The sequence below is a fragment of the Streptomyces sp. URMC 124 genome (assembly GCF_051386455.1).
Taxonomy (GTDB): Bacteria; Actinomycetota; Actinomycetes; order Streptomycetales; family Streptomycetaceae; genus Streptomyces.
Genome location: NZ_JBPQTS010000134.1, coordinates 1 through 21,069, shown reverse-complemented (window position 1 = coordinate 21,069; position 21,069 = coordinate 1). Strand labels below are relative to the sequence as shown.

The 21,069-nt window shown below is 72.4% G+C and carries 20 protein-coding genes; 14 read left to right on the top strand and 6 right to left on the bottom strand.

Going from position 1 to position 21,069, the window contains the following annotated elements:
- Nucleotides 1-2: 2 nt before the first annotated feature.
- Together ACSNOG_RS24495 and ACSNOG_RS24490 are read left to right on the top strand one after the other, a co-directional pair.
- A complete protein-coding gene (locus ACSNOG_RS24495) occupies nucleotides 3-2,714 on the top strand; it encodes a ComEC/Rec2 family competence protein (RefSeq protein WP_436754865.1) in 2,712 nt (903 codons plus the stop codon).
- A 7-nt stretch (nucleotides 2,715-2,721) separates the two neighbouring features.
- Nucleotides 2,722-3,531: an arylamine N-acetyltransferase family protein gene (locus ACSNOG_RS24490; RefSeq protein WP_436754864.1), complete on the top strand. Its 810-nt coding sequence runs from the start codon at nucleotides 2,722-2,724 to the stop codon at nucleotides 3,529-3,531.
- 64 nt (nucleotides 3,532-3,595) lie between these two features.
- On the opposite strand, the gene ACSNOG_RS24485 is transcribed toward ACSNOG_RS24490, so the two are convergent.
- Nucleotides 3,596-3,868: a hypothetical protein gene (locus ACSNOG_RS24485; protein ID WP_436754863.1), complete on the bottom strand. Its 273-nt coding sequence runs from the start codon at nucleotides 3,866-3,868 to the stop codon at nucleotides 3,596-3,598.
- A gap of 71 nt (nucleotides 3,869-3,939) precedes the next feature.
- Here ACSNOG_RS24485 and holA point away from each other — a divergent pair, with 71 nt between their 5' ends.
- Nucleotides 3,940-4,926: a DNA polymerase III subunit delta gene (gene holA, locus ACSNOG_RS24480; RefSeq protein WP_436754862.1), complete on the top strand. Its 987-nt coding sequence runs from the start codon at nucleotides 3,940-3,942 to the stop codon at nucleotides 4,924-4,926.
- A gap of 193 nt (nucleotides 4,927-5,119) precedes the next feature.
- Here the strand turns inward: holA and rpsT are convergent, their stop codons facing one another.
- The gene (gene rpsT / locus ACSNOG_RS24475) at nucleotides 5,120-5,386 is read right to left on the bottom strand and encodes a 30S ribosomal protein S20 (RefSeq protein WP_168097138.1); all 267 of its coding nucleotides are present in this window, start codon (nucleotides 5,384-5,386) and stop codon (nucleotides 5,120-5,122) included.
- Nucleotides 5,387-5,601: 215 nt separating this feature from the next.
- Between rpsT and lepA the strand changes: the two genes are divergently transcribed.
- The 3 genes from lepA to hemW all read left to right on the top strand — a co-directional run bounded on the left by lepA (nucleotide 5,602) and on the right by hemW (nucleotide 10,890).
- On the top strand, nucleotides 5,602-7,464 hold the full coding sequence (gene lepA, locus ACSNOG_RS24470) for a translation elongation factor 4 (RefSeq protein ID WP_436754861.1): 1,863 nt from the start codon (nucleotides 5,602-5,604) through the stop codon (nucleotides 7,462-7,464).
- A 264-nt stretch (nucleotides 7,465-7,728) separates the two neighbouring features.
- Nucleotides 7,729-9,618, top strand: a complete 1,890-nt coding sequence (locus ACSNOG_RS24465; RefSeq protein ID WP_436754860.1) for an AMP-dependent synthetase/ligase — start codon at nucleotides 7,729-7,731, stop codon at nucleotides 9,616-9,618.
- 39 nt (nucleotides 9,619-9,657) lie between these two features.
- Nucleotides 9,658-10,890 carry a radical SAM family heme chaperone HemW gene (gene hemW, locus ACSNOG_RS24460; protein WP_436754859.1) on the top strand — a complete coding sequence of 411 codons (1,233 nt, stop codon included), beginning with the start codon at nucleotides 9,658-9,660 and terminating at the stop codon, nucleotides 10,888-10,890.
- Between the two features lie 164 nt (nucleotides 10,891-11,054).
- Here the strand turns inward: hemW and ACSNOG_RS24455 are convergent, their stop codons facing one another.
- Together ACSNOG_RS24455 and ACSNOG_RS24450 are read right to left on the bottom strand one after the other, a co-directional pair.
- A complete protein-coding gene (locus ACSNOG_RS24455) occupies nucleotides 11,055-11,885 on the bottom strand; it encodes a DUF3097 domain-containing protein (protein WP_436754858.1) in 831 nt (276 codons plus the stop codon).
- Nucleotides 11,886-11,942: 57 nt separating this feature from the next.
- Nucleotides 11,943-12,686, bottom strand: a complete 744-nt coding sequence (locus ACSNOG_RS24450; RefSeq protein WP_436754857.1) for an MBL fold metallo-hydrolase — start codon at nucleotides 12,684-12,686, stop codon at nucleotides 11,943-11,945.
- Between the two features lie 186 nt (nucleotides 12,687-12,872).
- On the opposite strand from ACSNOG_RS24450, the gene hrcA reads away from it, so the two are divergent.
- The 5 genes from hrcA to ACSNOG_RS24425 all read left to right on the top strand — a co-directional run bounded on the left by hrcA (nucleotide 12,873) and on the right by ACSNOG_RS24425 (nucleotide 17,953).
- Nucleotides 12,873-13,889, top strand: a complete 1,017-nt coding sequence (gene hrcA / locus ACSNOG_RS24445) for a heat-inducible transcriptional repressor HrcA (RefSeq protein WP_436754856.1) — start codon at nucleotides 12,873-12,875, stop codon at nucleotides 13,887-13,889.
- Nucleotides 13,890-15,026 carry a molecular chaperone DnaJ gene (gene dnaJ / locus ACSNOG_RS24440; RefSeq protein WP_436754855.1) on the top strand — a complete coding sequence of 379 codons (1,137 nt, stop codon included), beginning with the start codon at nucleotides 13,890-13,892 and terminating at the stop codon, nucleotides 15,024-15,026. It abuts the gene before it with no gap.
- A 218-nt stretch (nucleotides 15,027-15,244) separates the two neighbouring features.
- Nucleotides 15,245-16,390 (top strand): nitronate monooxygenase, encoded by a 1,146-nt coding sequence (locus ACSNOG_RS24435; protein ID WP_436754867.1) that lies wholly within the window; start codon nucleotides 15,245-15,247, stop codon nucleotides 16,388-16,390.
- Nucleotides 16,387-17,139 (top strand): 16S rRNA (uracil(1498)-N(3))-methyltransferase, encoded by a 753-nt coding sequence (locus ACSNOG_RS24430; RefSeq protein ID WP_436754854.1) that lies wholly within the window; start codon nucleotides 16,387-16,389, stop codon nucleotides 17,137-17,139. Before ACSNOG_RS24435 ends, ACSNOG_RS24430 begins: the two co-directional genes overlap by 4 nt.
- 67 nt (nucleotides 17,140-17,206) lie before the next feature.
- The gene (locus ACSNOG_RS24425; RefSeq protein ID WP_436754853.1) at nucleotides 17,207-17,953 is read left to right on the top strand and encodes a LuxR C-terminal-related transcriptional regulator; all 747 of its coding nucleotides are present in this window, start codon (nucleotides 17,207-17,209) and stop codon (nucleotides 17,951-17,953) included.
- 109 nt (nucleotides 17,954-18,062) lie between these two features.
- Here the strand turns inward: ACSNOG_RS24425 and ACSNOG_RS24420 are convergent, their stop codons facing one another.
- Nucleotides 18,063-18,254, bottom strand: coding sequence for a DUF397 domain-containing protein (locus tag ACSNOG_RS24420; RefSeq protein ID WP_436754852.1), 192 nt, complete (start codon nucleotides 18,252-18,254; stop codon nucleotides 18,063-18,065).
- 11 nt (nucleotides 18,255-18,265) lie between these two features.
- Nucleotides 18,266-19,117, bottom strand: coding sequence for a helix-turn-helix domain-containing protein (locus ACSNOG_RS24415; RefSeq protein WP_436754866.1), 852 nt, complete (start codon nucleotides 19,115-19,117; stop codon nucleotides 18,266-18,268).
- Between the two features lie 162 nt (nucleotides 19,118-19,279).
- Between ACSNOG_RS24415 and ACSNOG_RS24410 the strand changes: the two genes are divergently transcribed.
- From ACSNOG_RS24410 to ACSNOG_RS24400, 3 genes are all read left to right on the top strand, one after another.
- Nucleotides 19,280-19,723: a hypothetical protein gene (locus ACSNOG_RS24410; protein WP_436754851.1), complete on the top strand. Its 444-nt coding sequence runs from the start codon at nucleotides 19,280-19,282 to the stop codon at nucleotides 19,721-19,723.
- Nucleotides 19,720-19,887, top strand: coding sequence for a DUF6255 family natural product biosynthesis protein (locus ACSNOG_RS24405; protein WP_436754850.1), 168 nt, complete (start codon nucleotides 19,720-19,722; stop codon nucleotides 19,885-19,887). The genes ACSNOG_RS24410 and ACSNOG_RS24405 overlap by 4 nt, the downstream gene beginning before the upstream one ends.
- An 83-nt stretch (nucleotides 19,888-19,970) precedes the next feature.
- The gene (locus ACSNOG_RS24400; RefSeq protein WP_436754849.1) at nucleotides 19,971-20,282 is read left to right on the top strand and encodes a hypothetical protein; all 312 of its coding nucleotides are present in this window, start codon (nucleotides 19,971-19,973) and stop codon (nucleotides 20,280-20,282) included.
- Nucleotides 20,283-21,069 lie beyond the last annotated feature (787 nt).

Below are 21,069 nucleotides of genomic sequence, written 5' to 3'. Positions count from 1 at the left end.
CCCTGGCAGCGTGGGCGGCGGCAGCCGCGGCCCTGACGGCGACGGGGTGGACGGTCGCTGCGGCGGTGGGGGCCGGGGTGCCGGCAGCCGGGGCACTCGTGGTGGCGGCGCTCGCCGTCGGTGCGAGGGGCGGCGGAGCCGCGAGCGGGCGGCGGGGCCTGCGGGGCGGCCCGGAAGGCGTGCGCGGCGAGGCGGCGTCCGGCCCGGCGGGTCGGCGCGACGGTGTACCGGCCGGCCTGCGGGACGTCGCCGGCAGCGTGTCCGGCGCGCAAGGGGGCCAAGGTCCGCCCGCTCCGGGCAGCGGCGAACCGGCCGCAGCAGGAGGCTCGCCGCGGGGGCTCGTCGTCGCCTTGGCCGCCGTCCTGCTGTGTGCCGTTGCCGGGGCGGCGGTGGCCGGTCTGCGGGGGGCCGATCTCCGCAGGGGGCCGTTGCCGGAGCTGGCGCGGAGGCAGGCCGAGGTCACCGTCGAGGTCACCGTCACCGCCGACCCCAGGGTCACGCGGCCCCACGCGCGGGGTGCTGTTCATGCGGCGCCGGCCGTCGTGGCCGCGGCCGAGGCCACGGAAGTCGTGGCCGGGGGTGCCGCCACTCGTCTCCGTACGCCCGTGCTGGTGATCGCGCCGCCCTCCTGGGCCGGGCTGCTGCCCTCCACGCGGGTGCGGGCCGAGGGGCGCCTCGCCCTGCCGTCCCGTGCGGCGGGCTCGGGGCGGCCGCCCGCCGCGGTCTTGAGGGTCGCCGGGCGGGAGCCGCCCGTGGTCGTCGGCGGGCCCAGCGCCGTGCAGCGGGTCGCGGCCCGGTTCCGCGCGGGTCTGCGGGATGCCACGGACGGGCTGGCCCCGGACGCCCGCGCGCTGCTGCCCGGGCTCGTGGTGGGAGACACCTCCCGGGTGCCGGAAGACCTCGACGACGCGTTCCGCGCGACCGGGATGACGCACCTGCTGGCCGTCTCCGGCAGCAACCTCGCGATCCTGCTCGCGGTGCTCATCGGCCCGCCGCACCTGGCCGCGCGCGCCGAGCGCCGCGGGCTCGCGGCCCGGCTCGGGGTGCCGCTGCGGGCCACGGCGGTGCTGGGCGCGGTGCTCGTGCCGGGGTTCGTCGTGGTGTGCCGCCCCGAGCCGAGCGTGCTGCGGGCGGCCGCCTGCGGCCTGGTGCTGCTGCTCGCCCTCGCCACGGGCCGCCGGCGCAGCCTGCTGCCCGCCCTCGCGGCCGCCGCCCTGCTGCTCGTGCTCTACGACCCCTGGCTCGCCCGCAGCCCCGGTTTCCTGCTGTCGGTGCTGGCCACCGGAGCCCTCCTGACCCTCGCGCCGCGCTGGAGCGCCGCCCTGCAGCGCCGGGGGGCGCCGCCGCGCCTCTCCGAAGCCCTGGCCGCGGCTGCGGCCGCGCAGGCCGTCTGCGCGCCGGTGATCGCCGTGCTCGCGGAGCGGGTGAGCCTGGTGGCGGTGCCCTGCAACCTCCTCGCGGAGGCGGTGGTCGCGCCCGCGACGGTGCTCGGCTTCGCCGCGCTGGCGCTGTCCCCCGTGGCCCCGCCCGTCGCGGAGTGGTGCGCCTGGCTCGCGTCCTGGCCGGCTTCCTGGGCCGCCACGGTGGCCCGGACGGGCGCGGACCTGCCCGGCGCGGAGCTCGGCTGGCCGGGCGGCTGGGCCGGGGGCCTGCTGCTGGCCGCCGTCACGGCTGCCGCCGTGCTCGCCGCCCGCGGGCTGCTGCGCAGCCCCTGGGCCTGTGCGGGGTGCGCACTGCTCCTGCTCGCGGCGGTCGTGCGCCCGGCACCTCTGACCCGCGCGGTGACGGGCTGGCCGCCGCCCGGCTGGCGCCTGGCAGCGTGCGACGTGGGGCAAGGGGACGCGCTGGTCCTGGCCGCGGGCGAGGGGAGCGCGGTGGTCGTGGACGCCGGCCCCGAGCCGCGCGCGGTCGACCGCTGCCTGCGGGCCCTCGGCGTCGACAGGGTGCCGCTCGTGCTCCTCAGCCACTTCCACGCCGACCACGTCGACGGCCTGCCCGGGGTGCTGCGCGGCCGCGCGGTCGGGGCCGTCGAGACGACATCGCTCGCCGAACCGCCGGGCCGGGCCGCCTTCGTCCGCCGCGAGGCCGGGCGCGCGCACGTGCCCGTGACCACGGCCCGGCCGGGGGAGCGCGGCCGCCTGGGGGAGCTGGAGTGGGAGGTGCTGTGGCCGCCGCCCGCGGGCACGTCGGCGGTGGCGGAGGAGGGGCCCAACGACGCCAGCCTCGCTTTGCTGGTCCGCAGCGGCGGCCTGACGGCACTGCTCCTCGGCGACCTCGAACCGCCCGCTCAGCAGGCCCTCGCGGAGGCGCATCCCGCGCTGCCCGCCGTGGACGTCCTGAAGGTCGCCCACCACGGCTCCGCGTACCAGGACCCGCAGTTGATGCACAGGCTCCGCCCCCGCCTGGCGGTGGTCTCGGCCGGTGCGGGGAATCCGTACGGGCACCCGTCGCCGCGCACGCTCGGCGCGCTCCGGGAGCAGGGGGCGGCCGTCGTCCGCACGGACACCGACGGGCCGGTCGCGGTGACCGGCGGGGGAAGGGAGATCGCGGCCGTCACCAAGGCCTCCACCGGCATACAGGCCTTCACCGGAAGACGGGCCCTTGCCGGACCGGGCACCTCCGCCGGAACGGGGGCCTCCACCGGTCGGCAGAGAGGAAGAACACAAAGATGCAGGACCGCAGCCCGATGCCATCACCCCCCGCCTGAGGGATAACTGACCCATGAACAAGATCATCACCGATGAGGCGGTCGACGCCTACCTCGGCCGCATCGGCGTCACTCGCCCGTCCGTGCCGGACGTGGAGGCGCTGCGCGAGCTCCACATCCGCCACCTGCAGGCGGTGCCCTTCGAGAACCTCTCGATCCACCTCGGCGAGGAGGTCGTGCTGGACCCCGCCGCCCTCGTGGCCAAGGTGACCGCCGGCCGCGGCGGATTCTGCTACGAACTCAACGGTGCCTTCGCCGCGCTCCTGAGCGCCCTGGGGTACCGGGTCACGCTGCTGGCCGGGCGCGTGGTGGGGCCCGACGGCTCGTTCGGCCCGCCGTTCGACCACCTCGCGCTGCGGGTGGACGCCGAGGAGCCGTGGCTGGTGGACGTCGGGTTCGGCAGGAACAGCCACTACCCGCTGCGGTTCGACGAGCGGGGGGAGCAGTCCGACCCCTCCGGGACCTTCCGGATCGCCGAGACGGAGGAGGGGGACCTCGACGTCATCAAGGACGGCGAGCTGCAGTACCGCCTCGAACGCCGGTCGCGGGAGCTGGTGGACTTCGAGGGCGGAAGCTGGTGGCACCGCACCTCTCCCAAGTCCCTCTTCACCCGGGCGGTGATCTGCTCGATGCTCGCCGGCGAGGGCCGGGTCACCATCAGCGACCGCACCCTCGTCACCACCGGCCCGACGGGCCGTCAGGTGAACACGCTGGCGGAGGAGGAGATCCTGCCCGCCTTCCGGGAGCACTTCGGCATCGAGCTGGAGCGCATACCTCAGGCGGGCGGCCGTCAGGAGGACGGCCCGCAGGAGGCCGGGGTGTAGCGGGCCCGGCCGAAGCCGCGCGGCCCCGTCCCGGCGGAGGAGCGAGGAGTCGCCGCCTGAGGAGTCACTCCCTTTCGAGCCAGCCGTCGTACTCCTCGGCCAGCTCGCGCAGGGCGGCGAGGTCGAAGTCCCCTTCCGGGTCCTCCAGGACGACGAGCCACTGGGCGTCCTCGGCGTCGTCCTCGCCGGCCAGGGCCTCGCGCACTATCTGCGGGTCCTCGTCCAGCGGGAAGCGCCGGGCGGCCTCCTCGGCCGCCTCCTCGGCGGCGTCGCGGTCGGGAAGCACCAGGAGGTGTCGTACGGAATCGGTGTCTGAGGAGAGATAAGGGCTGCTCACACGCACATTGTGCGATATGGCGGAGCGGCTGCGCGGGGGAGGTGTCAGTAGCGCGTGGGATGCTGGACGCGATGGCCAGGAAGACTGCAACCGACGATCTGCTCGCCCCCCTCACGCTCGCCGTGGGCCAGGAGGACCTCCTGCTGGACCGCGCGGTCCGGGAGGTGGTCGCGGCGGCCCGCGCCGCCGACGCCGACACCGACGTCCGAGACCTCACCGCCGATGCGCTCCAGCCGGGCACGCTCGCCGAGCTGACCAGCCCCTCGCTCTTCTCCGAGCGCAAGGTCGTGATCGTCCGCAACGCCCAGGACCTCTCCGCGGACACGATCAAGGACGTGAAGGGGTATCTCTCCGCCCCCGCCGAGGAGATCACCCTGGTGCTGCTCCACGCCGGCGGCGCCAAGGGCAAGGGCCTGCTGGACGCGGCGCGCAAGGCCGGGGCGAGGGAGGTCGCCTGCCCCAAGATGACCAAGCCTGCCGACCGGCTGGCGTTCGTGCGGGGTGAGTTCCGGGCGGCCGGCCGTTCCGCGACGCCCGAGGCCTGCCAGAGCCTGGTGGATGCGATCGGCAGCGATCTGCGGGAGCTGGCCAGCGCCTGCGCGCAGCTCGTCGCCGACATCGACGGCACGATCGACGCGGCCGTCGTCGGCCGCTATTACACGGGCCGGGCCGAGGCCTCCAGCTTCACCGTCGCCGACCGGGCGGTGGAGGGGCGGGCCGCCGAGGCGCTGGAGGCGCTGCGCTGGGCGATGGCCACGGGCGTCGCGCCCGTCCTGATCACGAGCGCGCTCGCCCAGGGCGTCCGCGCCATCGGCAAGCTCGCCTCCGCCCCCCGCGGGGCGCGCCCCGGCGACCTGGCCAGGGATCTCGGCATGCCGCCGTGGAAGATCGACCGGGTGCGGCAGCAGATGCGGGGATGGTCGGCGGACGGTGTCGCCGCGGCGCTCATCGCCGTCGCGGAGGCCGACGCGGGCGTCAAGGGCGGGGGCGACGACCCCGAGTACGCCCTCGAAAAGGCGGTCGTCGCGGTCGCGCGAGCCGCACGCAGCCGCGCCTGAGCGCCAAAACGCCGAAGGCCCCGGTCACCCTTGGGGAAAGGGCGGCCGGGGCCTTCGGTTCGTTCATCGAGCCGTGAGGCTCATGCCGCGCACGCGTGGCGAACGACCGAGCGCGGCGGGGGTGCCGGACCGGAGCGGTAGAGAGGGTCCGCTGGTTCCGATGCCGGCGAGGGGCTCACGCCCCGAAGAGGCTTCAGCCCTTGAGGGCGGCAACCTGCTTGGCCAGCGCCGACTTCTTGTTGGCGGCGGCGTTCTTGTGCAGGACACCCTTGGTGGCGGCCTTGTCGAGCTTCTTGCCGGCCAGGGCGACGGCGGCGGTGGCCTTGGCGGCGTCACCGGCGACGATGGCCTCGCGGGCCGCACGGACAGCGGTCTTGACCGCGGACTTGACGGCCTTGTTACGCAGGCGCGCCTTCTCGTTGGTCTTGTTCCGCTTGATCTGGGACTTGATGTTCGCCACGAAAGAGCCTTTTCAGGTTCGTTGGATTTCGAGTACTACGTGTCGTGACCATCGTGATGAGAGGGCACGACAGGCACAGTGGACCAGGCTACCAGTAGCCCCTCCGGCCGCCCAAACCGGACCGAGCCCGCCGGTCATGGGACGATGGGGGAGTCGTATACCCGACTCCCGCCGAGGCTGGCGTTCAAACGCCGAAGTCACCGAATGGATCCTGCGTGCCCGCGACCCCTACCAACGTGCCCGAGCCGAGCCGTACCGACCCGGCTCTGATCCGCAACTTCTGCATCATCGCGCACATCGACCACGGCAAGTCGACGCTCGCCGACCGGATGCTTCAGCTGACCGGCGTGGTCGACCAGCGGCAGATGCGCGCGCAGTACCTCGACCGGATGGACATCGAGCGCGAGCGCGGCATCACGATCAAGTCCCAGGCGGTCCGTCTGCCGTGGGCGCCCACCGGCGATGAGGGCAACACCCACATCCTCAACATGATCGACACCCCTGGTCACGTCGACTTCACCTACGAGGTCTCGCGCTCGCTCGCCGCGTGCGAGGGCTGCATCCTCCTGGTCGACGCCGCGCAGGGCATCGAGGCCCAGACCCTCGCCAACCTCTACCTGGCGATGGAGAACGACCTCACGATCATCCCGGTCCTCAACAAGATCGACCTGCCTGCCGCCCAGCCGGACAAGTTCGCCGCCGAGCTGGCCAACCTCGTCGGCTGCGAGCCCGAGGACGTGCTGCGCGTCTCCGCCAAGAGCGGCGTCGGCGTCCCCGAGCTGCTGGACAAGGTCATCCGCGAGGTCCCGGCCCCGGTCGGCGTCAAGGACGCCCCGGCCCGCGCGATGATCTTCGACTCGGTCTACGACTCCTACCGCGGCGTGGTCACCTACGTCCGTGTCGTCGACGGCGAGCTCAAGAAGCGCGAGCGCATCAAGATGATGTCGACCGGCGCCACCCACGAGCTGCTGGAGATCGGCACCAACTCGCCCGAGATGCTGCCGGCCGACGGCCTCGGCGTCGGCGAGGTGGGCTACATCATCACCGGTGTGAAGGACGTCCGGCAGTCCAAGGTCGGTGACACGATCACCTCCCAGCAGGGCGGCGCCACCGAGGCCCTGGGCGGCTACAAGGACCCGAAGCCCATGGTCTTCTCGGGCCTGTACCCGCTGGACGGCTCGGACTACCCGGAGCTGCGCGAGGCCCTGGACAAGCTCCAGCTCAACGACGCCGCGCTGGTCTACGAGCCGGAGACCTCGGCCGCCCTCGGCTTCGGCTTCCGCGTCGGCTTCCTCGGCCTGCTCCACCTCGACGTGGTCCGCGAGCGGCTCGAGCGCGAGTTCGGCCTGGACCTCATCGCCACCGCGCCCAACGTGGTCTACAACGTGCGGATGGAGGACGGCGCCGAGCACGTCGTCACCAACCCGAGCGAGTTCCCCGAGGGCAAGATCGCCGAGGTGCACGAGCCGGTCGTCAAGGCGACCGTCCTCGCGCCCACCGAGTTCGTCGGCGCGATCATGGAGCTCTGCCAGTCCCGCCGCGGCACCATGCTGGGCATGGACTACCTCTCCGAGGACCGGGTCGAGCTGCGCTACACCCTCCCCCTCGCGGAGATCGTCTTCGACTTCTTCGACCAGCTGAAGTCCAAGACCCGCGGCTACGCCTCCCTCGACTACGAGCCCACGGGCGAGCAGACCGCCGACCTCGTCAAGGTCGACATCCTGCTGCACGGCGACAAGGTCGACGCCTTCTCCGCGATCACGCACAAGGAGAAGGCCTACGCCTACGGCGTGCGGCTCGTCGCCAAGCTGCGCGAGCTCATCCCCCGGCAGAACTTCGAGGTGCCGATCCAGGCCGCGATCGGCTCCCGGGTCATCGCCCGCGAGACGGTCCGCGCCATCCGCAAGGACGTCCTCGCCAAGTGCTACGGCGGTGACATCTCCCGTAAGCGGAAGCTGCTGGAGAAGCAGAAGGAAGGCAAGAAGCGCATGAAGATGGTCGGCAGCGTGGAGGTCCCGCAGGAGGCCTTCATCGCGGTGCTGTCCAGCGACGAGTCCGGGGAGAAGGGCAAGAAGTAACCCCGGCGGACATCCGTCCGCAGCATGCGGGACCCCCGTCCCGCAGCCGCGGGCACGCGTCCCGCAGCGCTCCGAAAGCGCCCGTTCCCCTCAAGGGGACGGGCGCTTTCGCGTCATTGAGCGCCCCCGGTGCGCGCCTGCTGGTCACAGCTTCGACAAGGCCATCTCAGGCCCTTACGCAGCGGGCCCGGGCGGCTTACGCTGATCACTGCTTGGAAGGTTACTCGTGAGTCACCAGCAACGAATCGGGCCCCGGAGGACGCCGTGACCGAGACACAGGCTTTGATCGAGAACCGGCCGCCCTCCGTGGCGACGATCCTCCTCGAACGCGTCGAGGCGACACCCGACGCGGAGGCCTACCGCTATCCGGTCCCCGCCCCCTCCGGCCAGGGCCCCGAGACCTGGGCCTCGCTCTCCTGGGGACAGGCCGCCGAGCGGATCTTCGCGATCGCCGCGGGCCTCGCCGACCTCGGCGTACGGGCCGAGGAGCGGGTGGCCCTCTCCAGCGCCACCCGCGTCGAGTGGATCCTCGCCGACCTCGGAGTGCTCTGCTCCGGCGCCGCCACGACCACGGTCTATCCCAGCACCAACGCCGAGGAGACGGCGTTCATCCTCTCCGACTCCAAGAGCCGGGTGCTCATCGCGGAGAACGCGGCCCAGCTCGCCAAGGCCCGCGAGCACCGCGCCGACCTGCCCGGGCTCGCCCACGTCGTCGTCATCGACGAGAAGGACGCGATCCCCGCCGACGGCGACCCCGAGGGCTGGGTGCTCTCCCTCGCCGACCTGGAGCGGCGCGGCGCCGCCCGCCTGGAGGCCGAGCCGGAGACCGTGCGCGAGCGGATCGCGTCCCTGCGCTCCGAGCAGCTCGCGACGCTCATCTACACCTCCGGCACCACCGGCCGCCCCAAGGGCGTCCGCCTGCCCCACGACACCTGGTCGTACATGGCGCGCGCCATCCAGGCCACCGAGATGGTCCGCCCCGACGACGTGCAGTACCTGTGGCTGCCGCTCGCCCACGTCTTCGGCAAGGTGCTCACCTGCAGCCAGATCAGCACCGGCCACGTCACCGCCGTCGACGGCCGGCAGGACCGGATCGCCGAGAACCTCAAGACCGTCCGCCCCACCTACATGGCGGCCGTCCCGCGCATCTTCGAAAAGGTCTACAACGGCGTCGCCGCCAAGGCCCGCGAGGGCGGCGGAGCCAAGTACAAGATCTTCCGCTGGGCCTCCGAGGTCGCCCGCGAGTACGCCAGGGTCTCGCAGGAGAACTTCCGCCGCACCGGCACCAAGACCGTCCCCTTCCGCCTCGCCACGCAGCACCGCATCGCGGACGCCCTCGTCTACGCCAAGATCCGCGAGGCCTTCGGGGGCCGGCTGCGCGCCTGCGTCTCCGGCGCCTCCGCGCTGCCCGTGGACATCGGCCTCTTCTTCTCCGGCGCCGGCATCCACATCCTGGAGGGCTACGGCCTCACCGAGACCAGCGCCGCCAGCTTCGTCAACCCCGGCGAGGCCTACCGCACCGGCACCGTCGGCAAGCCGCTGCCCGGCACCGAGGTCCGCATCGCCGACGACGGCGAGATCCTGCTGCGCGGCCCCGGCGTCATGGCCGGCTACCACGGCCTGCCCGAGAAGACCGCCGAGGTCCTGGAGAGCGACGGCTGGTTCCACACCGGCGACATCGGCGAGCTCTCGCCCGACGGCTACCTGCGCATCACCGACCGCAAGAAGGACCTGATCAAGACCTCGGGCGGCAAGTACGTCGCGCCGACCGAGATCGAGGGCCGCTTCAAGGCCCTGTGCCCCTTCGTCTCCACCGCCCTCGTGCACGGAGCCGACCGCAACTACTGCACCGCCCTCCTCGCCCTCGACGAGCCCACCCTCATGACCTGGGCCGCCGAGCACGGCCTGGCCGGCAAGGCCTACGCCGAGATCGTCGCGGACCCGCGGACCACCGAGCTCATCGAGGGCTACGTCGAGCGGGTCAACGAGGGCCTGCAGCGCTGGCAGACGATCAAGAAGTTCCGGCTGCTGCCGCGCGACCTCGACGTCGAGCACGGCGAGCTCACCCCGAGCCTGAAGCTGAAGCGACCCGTCGTGGAGCGGCGCTACAAGGACCTGATCGAGGAGATGTACGAGGGAGCCCGCGAAAAGTGACGGGCGGGGTCCGCTCCGGCGATGCCGGACAATGGACCCATGCCTTCCGTACTGCCTGACGGCGAACCCATGCCCGAGGACGGGGCCCTGCCCGGTCACGCCCTTGCCGGCGCCGGGCAGCGGCCGCTCGGGTTCTACCTGCACGTGCCCTACTGCGCGACGCGCTGCGGGTACTGCGACTTCAACACGTACACCGCGAGCGAGCTGCGCGGCTCCGGCGGCGCGCTCGCCTCGCGGGACAACTACGCCGAGACGGTCGCCGAGGAGATCCGTCTCGCGCGGAAGGTACTGGGCGACGACCCGCGCCCCGTCGAGACCGTCTTCGTCGGCGGCGGCACGCCCACGCTGCTGCCCGCCGCCGACCTCGTACGGATGCTCGCCGCCCTCCGCGACGAGTTCGGCCTCGCGGACGACGCGGAGATCACCACCGAGGCCAACCCGGAGTCCGTCGACCCGCGCTACCTCGCCGAGCTGCGCGAAGGCGGCTTCAACCGGATCTCCTTCGGCATGCAGAGCGCCCGCCAGCACGTCCTGAAGATCCTCGACCGCACCCACACCCCCGGCCGCCCCGAGGCGTGCGTCGCGGAGGCCCGCGCGGCCGGCTTCGACCACGTCAACCTCGACCTGATCTACGGCACCCCCGGAGAGTCGGACGACGACTGGCGGGCCTCCCTGGACGCGGCCATCGGCGCCGGCCCCGACCACGTCTCCGCGTACGCGCTGATCGTCGAGGAGGGCACCCAGCTCGCCCGCCGCATCCGCCGCGGCGAGGTCCCCATGACCGACGACGACGTCCACGCCGACCGCTACCTCATCGCCGAGGACGCGCTCACCGCCGCGGGCTTCACCTGGTACGAGGTCTCCAACTGGGCCACGACCGAAGCCGGCCGCTGCCGCCACAACGAGCTCTACTGGCGCGGCGCGGACTGGTGGGGTGCGGGCCCCGGCGCGCACTCCCACGTGGGGGGCGTGCGGTGGTGGAACGTCAAGCACCCGGGCGCGTATGCGCAGGCGCTGGCCGAGGGGCGCTCGCCCGGCGCGGGACGGGAGGTCCTGCCGGACGAGGACCGGCGCGTGGAGCGGATCCTTCTCGAGCTGCGGCTGGTGGAGGGCTGCCCGCTGTCGCTGCTGCGGCCCGCGGGGGCGGCCGCCGCCGCGCGGGCCCTGAAGGACGGCCTGCTGGACCCCGGTCCGTACGAGGCGGGGCGTGCGGTTCTGACGCTGCGGGGGCGGTTGCTGGCGGACGCGGTGGTGCGGGACCTGGTGGACTAGAGCCTGGGCCCGAGGCGCCGGGTCATTCCGCCGGACCCTCGCCGTGGTGGTGCGGCGCCGCTGCGGCGGGCTTGTTCTCCGCCGCAGCGGCGGATCACCACGACGTGGCCGCCCGGCGGCGCCGACGCGGGCTCAAGCCGCCCGGCGAAAGCGCCGTCGAGGGGCTACGCCTGTGCCGTCACAAAGTCGATCAGTTCTTCCACGCGCCCCAGCAGCTCCGGCTCCAGGTCCTTGTACGAGCGCACGCTCGAAAGGATCCGCTGCCACGCGGCGCCCGTATTCACGGGGCGCCACCCGAGCGCCTCGCACACCCCGGTCTTCCAGTCCTGCCCCCGCGGCACCCGCGGCCACTCCCGGATGCCCACGGACGACGGCTTGACCGCCTCCCAGACGTCCACGTACGGATGACCCACGACGAGGGCGTGTTCACCCGTCACCTCCGCCGCGATCCGCGACTCCTTCGAGCCCGGTACGAGGTGGTCGACCAGGACGCCGAGCCGGGCGTCGGGGCCGGGGGTGAAGGAGCGGACGATCGCCGGGAGGTCGTCGATGCCCTCCAGGTATTCGACGACGACGCCCTCGATGCGCAGGTCGTCGCCCCACACCCGTTCCACGAGCTCCGCGTCGTGGCGGCCCTCGACGTAGATGCGGCCCGCCCGGGCGACGCGTGCCCGCGCCCCGGGGACGGCGATCGAGCCGGAGGCGGTCCGCGCGGGTGCGGCAGGCGTGCGCGGGCCCGTGGGGCGTACGAGGGTGACGACGCGCCCCTCCAGGAGGAAGCCGCGGGGCTCCATCGGGAAGACGCGGTGCTTGCCGAAGCGGTCCTCCAGGGTGACCACGGGCCCCTGGGCCGTCTTCTCGCAGCGGATCACCGCCCCGCAGAACCCGGTGGTGACCTCTTCGACCACGAGATCGACGTCCGCGGCCACCTCGGGCGCGGGCTGCTGCTTCTTCCAGGGCGGGGTGAGATCGGGACCGTACTGTCTGCTGCGCATGGAGATCATTCTTCCCGCGGACCGGCCGGTCACGACACCGCGCACCGGCCCGGCCGGTTACGCGGCCTCGAAGCGCAGCGCGAGCGCCTCCCTCTGCGCCCGTACGAACGCCGCGTCCACCACCGCCCCGTGCCCCGGTACGTACAGCGCGTCCTCGCCGCCGAGCGCCAGCAGCCGGTCCAGGGCAGCGGGCCACCGGTGGGGCAGCGCGTCCGGGCCGGCCTGGGGCTCGCCGGACTCCTCCACGAGGTCGCCGCAGAAGACGACCTCGGGCGCGCCGCCGGCGCCCGCGACGAAGACCGCAAGGTCGTGCGCGGTATGGCCGGGGCCGAGGTTGGCGAGGAGCGCCTGCCGGCCGCCGCCCAGGTCCAGGGTGAGCTCCCCGCTGACCGGGTGCCGGGGTGTGACGAGCCGCTCGACGGCCTCCGCCGCGGCGTCGGGCGCGAGCCCGTACCGCTCGGCGTCCAGGCGCAGCTCCTCGCTCTCGCGCCGCATCAGGTCGGCGGCGCCCACGGCCCCGTAGACCTCCGCGCCCGGGAAGGCCGCCGTACCGAAGACGTGATCGAAGTGGGGGTGCGTCAGAGCGATATGCGTCACGTCCCGGCCGAAGAGTTCCCGCACTTCGCGCCCGAGTTCCGCGCCCTCCGCGAGCGTCGATCCGGTGTCCACGAGCAGCACTCCAGTGCTGCCGGCGACGACCCCGACGGTGGCGTCCCACGTCGGCATTCGGCGGCGCGCGACGCCCGGCGCGAGCCGTTCCCACCGGGCTGCATCCCCGCGGCCTTGCTGACCGTTGTCCATACCAGGACGCTAGCGGTAGCGCGGTACGGTTGCCCGCCCGGCGGCCGCCCGCGGGCGCGCGGCGGGGACGGCTCTTGCCCTGCCTGTGGTGCACGGCCGTACACTGGCTGGAGGGCTTTGGCACTCGCGACTGCTGAGTGCCAGGAACGGGCCCCGTAAGACGGTCTGGACTTGGAGGTGCGCGCGATGCTGAGCGAACGCAGGCTCGAGGTGTTGCGCGCCATCGTCCAGGACTATGTGGGCACCGAGGAGCCGGTCGGCTCCAAGGCCCTCACCGAGCGGCACCGCCTGGGCGTCTCCCCGGCCACGGTGCGCAACGACATGGCCGCGCTGGAGGAGGAGGGCTTCATCGCCCAGCCGCACACCAGCGCCGGCCGCATCCCGACCGACAAGGGCTACCGGCTCTTCGTCGACCGCCTGGCGGGCGTCAAGCCCCTCTCGTCGCCGGAGCGGCGCGCCATCCAGAACTTCCTGGACGGCGCCGTCGACCTGGACGACGTCGTGGGGCGCACGGTCCGCCTGCTGGCGCAGCTGACCCGGCAGGTCGCGGTGGTGCAGTATCCGTCGCTGACCCGTTCGACGGTGCGCCACGTGGAGCTGCTGTCGCTGGCTCCGGCCCGCGTCATGCTCGTCCTGATCACGGACACCGGACGGGTCGAGCAGCGCATGATCGACTGCCCGGCCCCGATCGGCGAGACCTCTCTCGCCGACCTGCGCGCCCGGCTCAACAGCCGCGTCGTGGGCCGCCGGTTCACGGACGTCCCGCAGCTGGTGGCGGATCTGGCCGACTCCTTCGAGCAGGAGGACCGCGGAACCGTTTCTACGGTGCTGGCCACCCTGCTGGAGACGCTGGTCGAGGAGACCGAGGAGCGGCTGATGATCGGCGGCACCGCCAATCTCACCCGTTTCGGGCACGACTTCCCCCTGACCATCCGGCCCGTGCTGGAGGCGCTGGAGGAGCAGGTCGTGCTGCTGAAGCTCCTGGGTGAGGCCAAGGACTCCGGGATGACGGTCCGCATCGGCCATGAGAACGCTCACGAGGGACTGAACTCCACATCGGTCGTCGCCGTCGGCTACGGTTCGGGCGACGAGGCAGTCGCCAAACTCGGCGTGGTCGGACCGACCCGCATGGACTACCCCGGAACGATGGGAGCGGTACGCGCAGTGGCACGTTACGTCGGACAGATCCTGGCGGAGTCGTAAGTGGCCACGGATTACTACGCGGTCCTGGGCGTACGGCGCGACGCCTCGCAGGACGAGATCAAGAAGGCCTTCCGCCGCCTCGCCCGCGAGCTGCACCCGGACGTCAATCCGGACCCGAAGACGCAGGAGCGGTTCAAGGAGATCAACGCCGCTTACGAGGTGCTCTCGGACCCGCAGAAGAAGCAGGTCTACGACCTCGGCGGCGACCCGCTCTCGGCGTCCGGCGGCGGTGGCGGCGCCGGTGGCTTCGGCGCGGGCTTCGGCAACTTCTCCGACATCATGGACGCCTTCTTCGGGCAGGCGTCGCAGCGCGGCCCGCGCTCGCGCACCCGGCGCGGCCAGGACGCCATGATCCGTCTCGAAGTGACCCTCGACGAGGCCGCCTTCGGGACGACCAAGGAGATCCAGGTCGACACCGCCGTCGTCTGCACCACGTGCAGCGGCGAGGGCGCGGCCCCCGGCACCTCCGCCCAGACGTGTGACATGTGCCGCGGCCGAGGCGAGGTCTCGCAGGTCACCCGCTCCTTCCTCGGCCAGGTCATGACCTCCCGGCCGTGCCCGCAGTGCCAGGGCTTCGGCACCGTCGTGCCCACGCCCTGCCCGGAGTGCGCCGGCGACGGCCGCGTCCGCTCGCGGCGCACGCTGACCGTCAAGATCCCGGCCGGTGTCGACAACGGCACCCGGATCCAGCTCGCGGGCGAGGGCGAGGTCGGCCCCGGCGGCGGCCCCGCCGGCGACCTGTACGTCGAGATCCACGAGAAGCAGCACCCGGTCTTCCAGCGCCGCGGTGACGACCTGCACTGCACGGTCACCATCCCGATGACGGCGGCGGCCCTCGGCACGAAGGTGCCGCTGGAGACCCTGGACGGCGTCGAGGAGATCGACATCCGCCCCGGCACGCAGTCGGGCCAGTCGATCCCGCTGCACCAGCGCGGTGTCACGCACCTGCGCGGCGGCGGCCGCGGTGACCTCATCGTGCACGTCGAGGTCATCACCCCGAACAAGCTCGACCCGCAGCAGGAGGAACTGCTGCGGCAGCTGGCGAAGCTGCGGGGCGAGGAGCGGCCGATGGGCGAGTTCAAGCCCGGGCAGCAGGGGCTGTTCTCGCGGCTGAAGGATGCGTTCAACGGGCGGTAGGCGCTGGGCCGGGGGTCCGGGGGTTGTCCCCCGGGCGGGCACGGCAAGCCCGGGCAGCAGGGGCTGTTCTCGCGGTTGAAGGACGCGTTCAACGGGCGGTAAGCCCTCCTGGCCTCGCAGGCCTTGTGTGGTCTTTTTCACCGGACGGGCTCGGATCGAGCCCGTCCGGTGATTGACATGGTCTGTGACACGATGTGGTCATGGCATTCGAACCCAGGGTGACCTCCGCGCTCACCGGCCTGTGCCGGTACCCGGTCGTGCAGGCGCCCATGGCCGGCGGCGCCTCGGGGCCGGCCCTCGCGGCCGCGGTCTGCGAGGCCGGCGGCCTCGGTTTCCTGGCCGCCGGTTACAAGACGCCCGCGGCGATGTACGAAGAGATCAAGCAGCTTCGTGCCCGCACCGCCGCACCCTTCGGTGTGAATCTGTTCATGCCGCAGCCCCCCGCCGCCGACCCGGCCGCCGTCGAGGTCTACGCCGAGCAGCTGGCCGGCGAGTCCGCCTGGTACGAGACGCCGCTCGGCGACCGTGACCGCGGCAGCGACGACGCCTACGACGCGAAGCTCGCGATCCTCCTCGACGACCCGGTGCCGGTCGTCTCGTTCACTTTCGGCTGCCCCTCGCCCGAGGCCGTCGCCGCGCTCTCCGCCGCCGGGACGCTGACGGTGGTCACCGTCACCTCGGCCGCCGAGGCGCTGGCCGCCCGTGACGCCGGTGCGGACGCCGTGTGCGCGCAGGGCATCGAGGCCGGCGGCCACCAGGGCACCCACCGCGACGACCCGCACGCCGACGGCGCGAGCGCGGGCCTCGGCCTGCTGTCCCTGATCGCCCAGGTCCGCGACGCCGTCGACCTCCCCGTGATCGCCACCGGCGGGCTGATGCGCGGCGAGCAGATAGCCGCCGTCCTCGCCGCGGGCGCGAGCGCCGCGCAGCTCGGCACCGCCTTCCTGGCCTGCCCCGAGTCCGGCGCCCACGCCCTGCACAAGCAGGCCCTGACCGACCCGCTGTTCGCCGGTACGGAGCTCACCCGGGCCTTCTCGGGCCGCCCCGCCCGCGGGCTGGTGAACCGTTTCATCCGCGAACACGGCCCGTACGCCCCCGCCGCCTACCCCCAGGTCCACTACCTGACGGCAGGGCTGCGCAAGGCCGCCGCCGAGACCGGCGACCCGCAGGCCATGGCCCTGTGGGCCGGCCAGGGCCACCGCCTGGCCCGGCCCCTGCCCGTCGCCACGCTCATCGAGACGCTCGTCACCGAACTCGACGCGGCACGGGACACATCGGCGCGGGCGGAGCAGGGCACGGTACGGGGGAGCGGGCTGCGGGGCAGCGACATGCGGGGGAGAGAAATGCGAGGGAGCGAGTCATGACAGCGCCGGTGTTCCTGGTCGAGGAGGACGCCCTGACGGGTGTCTTCCCCGGCACCGTCTTCCCCCTCGACGGCCCCGAAGGGCGCCACGCGGTCTCCGTCCGCCGCCTCCGGGTCGGCGAGGAGATCGGCCTGACGGACGGTCAGGGCACGGGCGCCTTCGGCACCGTCGCCGCCGTCGAGGGCAAGGACCGGCTCGACGTCGCCGTGACGTCCGTACGCTCCGAGCCGCAGCCCGAACCCCGCATCACCGTCGTCCAGGCCCTGCCCAAGGGCGACCGCGGCGAAGTCGCCGTCGAGACGATGACCGAGACCGGCGTCGACGCGATCGTCCCCTGGGCCGCCTCCCGCTGCATCACCCAGTGGAAGGGCGACCGCGGCCTGAAGTCCCTCGGCAAGTGGCGCGCCACCGCCCGCGAGGCCGGCAAGCAGTCCCGCCGCCTCCGCTTCCCCGAGGTCGCCGAGCCGATGACGACCCGCCAGGTCGCCGCGCTCCTCGCCGACGCCGCGTTCGCCGCCGTCCTCCACGAGGAAGGCCACAGCGCCCCCCTCGCCACGGCCGCGCTGCCCGCCACGGGCGACATCGTCCTCGTCGTCGGCCCCGAAGGCGGCGTCTCCCCCGAGGAGCTCGCCGCGTTCGCCGAGGCGGGCGCCCGGCCGTACCGCCTGGGCGCGAGCGTCCTGCGGACGTCGACGGCCGGAACGGCGGCCACCGCGTTGCTGCTGGGGCGCACGGGCCGCTGGTCCTGACCAGTAGGCATGCGAAACCGAGAGAAACAGGGATGACGGGGGTCACGAGGGGGGAGCGAGCTCTGCCATGGCAGCACAACTCCGCACACGGGACTACGGGCGGATGCTCGACCTGGTCGTCGCGGTCCTGGAGCACGAGGACCTGGGCTCCGCCTGGCACCTGATCGCCCGGGAGCTGCTCGACTCACTCGGCTGCGACTCGGCGACCTTCTCGGAGGTACGGATCGCAGAAGGCACCGGATCGGTACGGGGCTGGGCGCCCGACGCCCTGACCGAGATCGTCGACGGCCTCGTCGAACGACGGATCCTCCAAGGCCACCCGCTCCTGGAGTACGGGATGACCCAGCAGGCCCCGGTGAAGATCACCGACATCTGCGACGACTGGCGCAACACCCAGTGGTACCGGGAAGCACGCCGCGACTTCGGCGTCACCCAGCAGGTGGGCGTCCCCCTCGCCTGCGAGGACGGCAAGATGTGCGTCGCCCTCGTAGGCCGCTCCGGCGACTTCGGCGACCGTGACCTCGCCTTCCTGACCCGCATGCAACCGGTCATCCAGACCATGGCCAACCACGTCTACGAACTCCGCCGCCTGCGCAGCGCGGTCGTTCCCCCCGTGGGAAGCGACCTGACGCCGCGCGAGGCGACGGTCCTCGGCCTGCTCGCCGAAGGCCTCACCGCCGCCGCGATCGCCCGCCGCCTGGCGATCTCCCCCCACACGGTCAACCGCCACCTGGAACGGATCTACCGGAAGCTCGGCACGAACAATCGCGTGTCGACGCTGGCCGTGGCCCGGCAGGGCGGGCTCGTCGCCTGACCGGGTAGGAAGATCTTCCTATGTCCCCCGGGGAGGCCCGTCCGCGAAGCTGTTCCTACGGAACGGCCGGGGCCGGCCGCCGGATACGGGGGTACCGGCGGCCCGCCGGTCAGCTCGCGCTGAGCGTTCCGGTTTTTATGCGGGTTATGAGGGGGCGCAGCCTGCCCGGCGGCATGGCAATGATGTCGGCGGGGGCATCACTCTCCCGGAGGAGCACGGTGTCGCCGGGGCCGGCGGCGAGAAAGACGCAAGAGTTGCCGTGCTCGCTATAGGTGGACTTCTGCCAGTGCAGTGCGGTCACATCTGCTCCTCTTAAGTGGCCTTAGCGATGTCATGGATGAGGCTGCGTGAGGCTTCAGGGCCGAGGGCGACCGTACGCATGCGATCGAACATCGCGAGATATCGCTCCAGTTGTGCCGGCGCGTCAATGAGCTTGCCGTCGTATGCGACGTCGAGTGCGACGGTGTCGAGTTGGGGGACCGGGCCGTGGAAGTAGTCGATTCCCCCACCGGTGCTGGGAAAGGGCACACCAAAGGGGATGACCAGGATCGTGATGTTCTCCCGCTCGCTCATGCTGAGGAGGTGTTCGAGCTGGCGCTTGGCTACCTCGGCTCCGCCGAACTGCATGCGCAAGGCGGCTTCATGAACGACTGCTTCGTAGGGTGGTGGGATTTCGCGATGGAGGATGGCCTGGCGCCTGATCCGATGGGAAACCCGATGCTCGATCTCGTGGGGCAGGAGTGTCGGTACTGCCTCGCGGTAGATGGCGCGTGCGTACTCGATGGTCTGGAGCAGGCCAGGGATGTTCACCACTTGGGTGACGCGTAGCGCCCTCGCGTGATGTTCGAGTTCAGTGAGGTCGATCAGAGTTGCCGGTAGCAACTCGCGGTACTCCTCCCACCAGCCACGCCTGCGTTCACCGGTCATCGAGGCGAGTACGTCGACGAGCGGTTCGTCCGAGCAGTCGTAGGCGCGGGCCAGAGCGCGCACCCGGTCGGCGCTGACGCCGTAGCGCCCGGCTTCGATGCTGCTGACTCGCGACTGTGTGATTCCGAGCCGTGCTCCGGCTTCCGTTGCGGTCAGGTCGGCGCGCTCGCGGAGTCTGCGCAGTTCGGCGCCGAGGCGGCGCCGACGAACGGTGGGTGAAGGTGTGCTTGGTGGCATCGCATTCCTTCGTTGCTCGTGCACGTGTATGACGCCATCGCTCGAACGGGTTGCGCGTGAGACGCATCCCATGCTTTCCATGGGATGTATCCCATGAGGTCGCTACGGTGTGACGTGGGCCACCTCGGATGGCCCAACCTCACTTCGTTACCGGGAGGCCTCGTGGCAACCGTATCCGGATCGCAGCCATGGACGTACACGCTCGAACTGCCTCGCGATGCATCCGCACAAGCGGTCGCACGGGCCGTGCTGCGGGCCGTCCTGGGGGAGCGGGGCATGGCGGAACTGACCGGAGCCGCCGAGTCGTTGGCGGTCGAGCTCATCGCCGCCGCGCCGGCGCCCGCGGGGGGAACCCTGCGGCTGAGGTTGCGCGGGGGTGAGCGTGGCGGAGGGCTGCAGGTGAGTGTGGGCGGGCACATCGCCGAGGTGTCCGAGGAGCACGGCCGTACGGCCGTACCCCTCGCCGGGTGCAGGGAGTGCGACGAACTGGACGCGGCCCGGAGGAAGGCCGAAGTCCACGGCGGGGACGAGGCCGTGGACGCGGCGATCGCCGTACGACGGCACTTCCGCATGACCCACCGGCTGCCGGAAGGGGCGACGGGGTGACGACGGTCGTGGGCCGCCTCGTGGCGTGGTGCGCGCACGCGACCGGGTGGACGCAGGAGGGCGACGCGGCGAGATGCGACCGCTGTGGCACCCGGCGCTTCACGAGCTATGCGGCCCTGCTGATCCCGGAGTTGCCGCAGTGGGACGCGGGCGGCGGCGGGTAGCGGGGGCCGGGACGGGTTGTGTGCCGCTGTGCGTGAGCATCAGCATGGTCCCTGACAGGGCGGGGCGATGGGAGTGATCTGCAGTGGTGGTCCGGGATGGCGACAGGATCCGTGTCGAAGCGAGCGGTTCGGGCTGGGCCGACGGGGCCGAGGGCGTTGTCGCCGGGACGTGGGAAGGCCGCCTGCGGATCAGGGTCACCAAGAACGCGCCACCAGGGGTGAGCGCGATCCTCTTGGAAAAGGACGCCGTATACGACCAGATCGGGGTGTCGGAACCGATGCCACTGTGCTCATCGTGTCAGGGGAGCGGAAAGATCGAGTGGGAGGACGAGGAGGGGTGGCAGCACGAGGCACCGTGCTCGCTGTGCAACGGTGAGGGCGAGGTGAACGCCTGAGCGCCCCCGACCGGCCGACCGGCCTCAGCGGCGGTGGGTGGAGATCCGTGGTTCGGGCGCGGGTTCGGTGTGTTGGCTGTGCGGCCGGTGGGGTGTTGGCCGCCGTACTCCTGCCGTCGCGGATGCAGGCGCGTGAGGAGACCTTGCGCATAGGTCGTGGCTGAGGGGGAGCTGGCAGCTGCCGCGATGTGGCGGGGCCCGTCGTGGGCGCTTCGCTCGGCTCGCCGCCGTTGTGGTTGCTCGTTCGGCTGCGGGATGGATGTGGGTGCGGTTATCAACCGGCGTGTGCCGTAGGGCGGCGGATTAGTGCCCTGGGAGTGGCGGCCGGGCACCTCAGCGGCCGCGGTGGGCGCCTCGTGTCACAGGAACCCCCCTCCAGGGGCGGCCAACCACCCGCGGCGGCGGACACGTGGCCCGGGTTGCCAGGCGCAAACCACCCGCCGTCCCGCCAGGCCGCTCCTGTCACAGGGGCCACCACCCGGGGACGGTTAGCCGCCGTCTCGGCGGATAAGTGCCCCGAGTTGCCTGCCGCAAGCCACCTCCGGCCCCACCAGACCGCCTCCGTCACATAAACCCCCACCCAGGGACACCCGCCCGCTCAGCCACGACGGTGGCGCGCCGAGCGAAGCGCCCACGACGGCAGGAACCACATCGCGGCAGCAGCCCGCTCCCCGCCAGCCACAGACGGGCAGACCGGTCTCCTCACGCAGCCGCATCCGTGACGGCACGAGTACGGCGGCCAGCCCCCCACCCACCGCACCGCCAAGCAACCTGTCTCTTATACACA

Coding starts and splice junctions, on each gene's coding strand:
- ACSNOG_RS24455 (WP_436754858.1), bottom strand. CDS start 11,885: ATGCGCAGCAGACAGTACGGTCCCGATCTCACCCCGCCCTGGAAGAAG.
- ACSNOG_RS24430 (WP_436754854.1), top strand. CDS start 16,387: ATGACAGCGCCGGTGTTCCTGGTCGAGGAGGACGCCCTGACGGGTGTC.
- hemW (WP_436754859.1), top strand. CDS start 9,658: ATGCCTTCCGTACTGCCTGACGGCGAACCCATGCCCGAGGACGGGGCC.
- ACSNOG_RS24425 (WP_436754853.1), top strand. CDS start 17,207: ATGGCAGCACAACTCCGCACACGGGACTACGGGCGGATGCTCGACCTG.
- hrcA (WP_436754856.1), top strand. CDS start 12,873: ATGCTGAGCGAACGCAGGCTCGAGGTGTTGCGCGCCATCGTCCAGGAC.
- ACSNOG_RS24415 (WP_436754866.1), bottom strand. CDS start 19,117: ATGCCACCAAGCACACCTTCACCCACCGTTCGTCGGCGCCGCCTCGGC.
- holA (WP_436754862.1), top strand. CDS start 3,940: ATGGCCAGGAAGACTGCAACCGACGATCTGCTCGCCCCCCTCACGCTC.
- ACSNOG_RS24490 (WP_436754864.1), top strand. CDS start 2,722: ATGAACAAGATCATCACCGATGAGGCGGTCGACGCCTACCTCGGCCGC.
- ACSNOG_RS24450 (WP_436754857.1), bottom strand. CDS start 12,686: ATGGACAACGGTCAGCAAGGCCGCGGGGATGCAGCCCGGTGGGAACGG.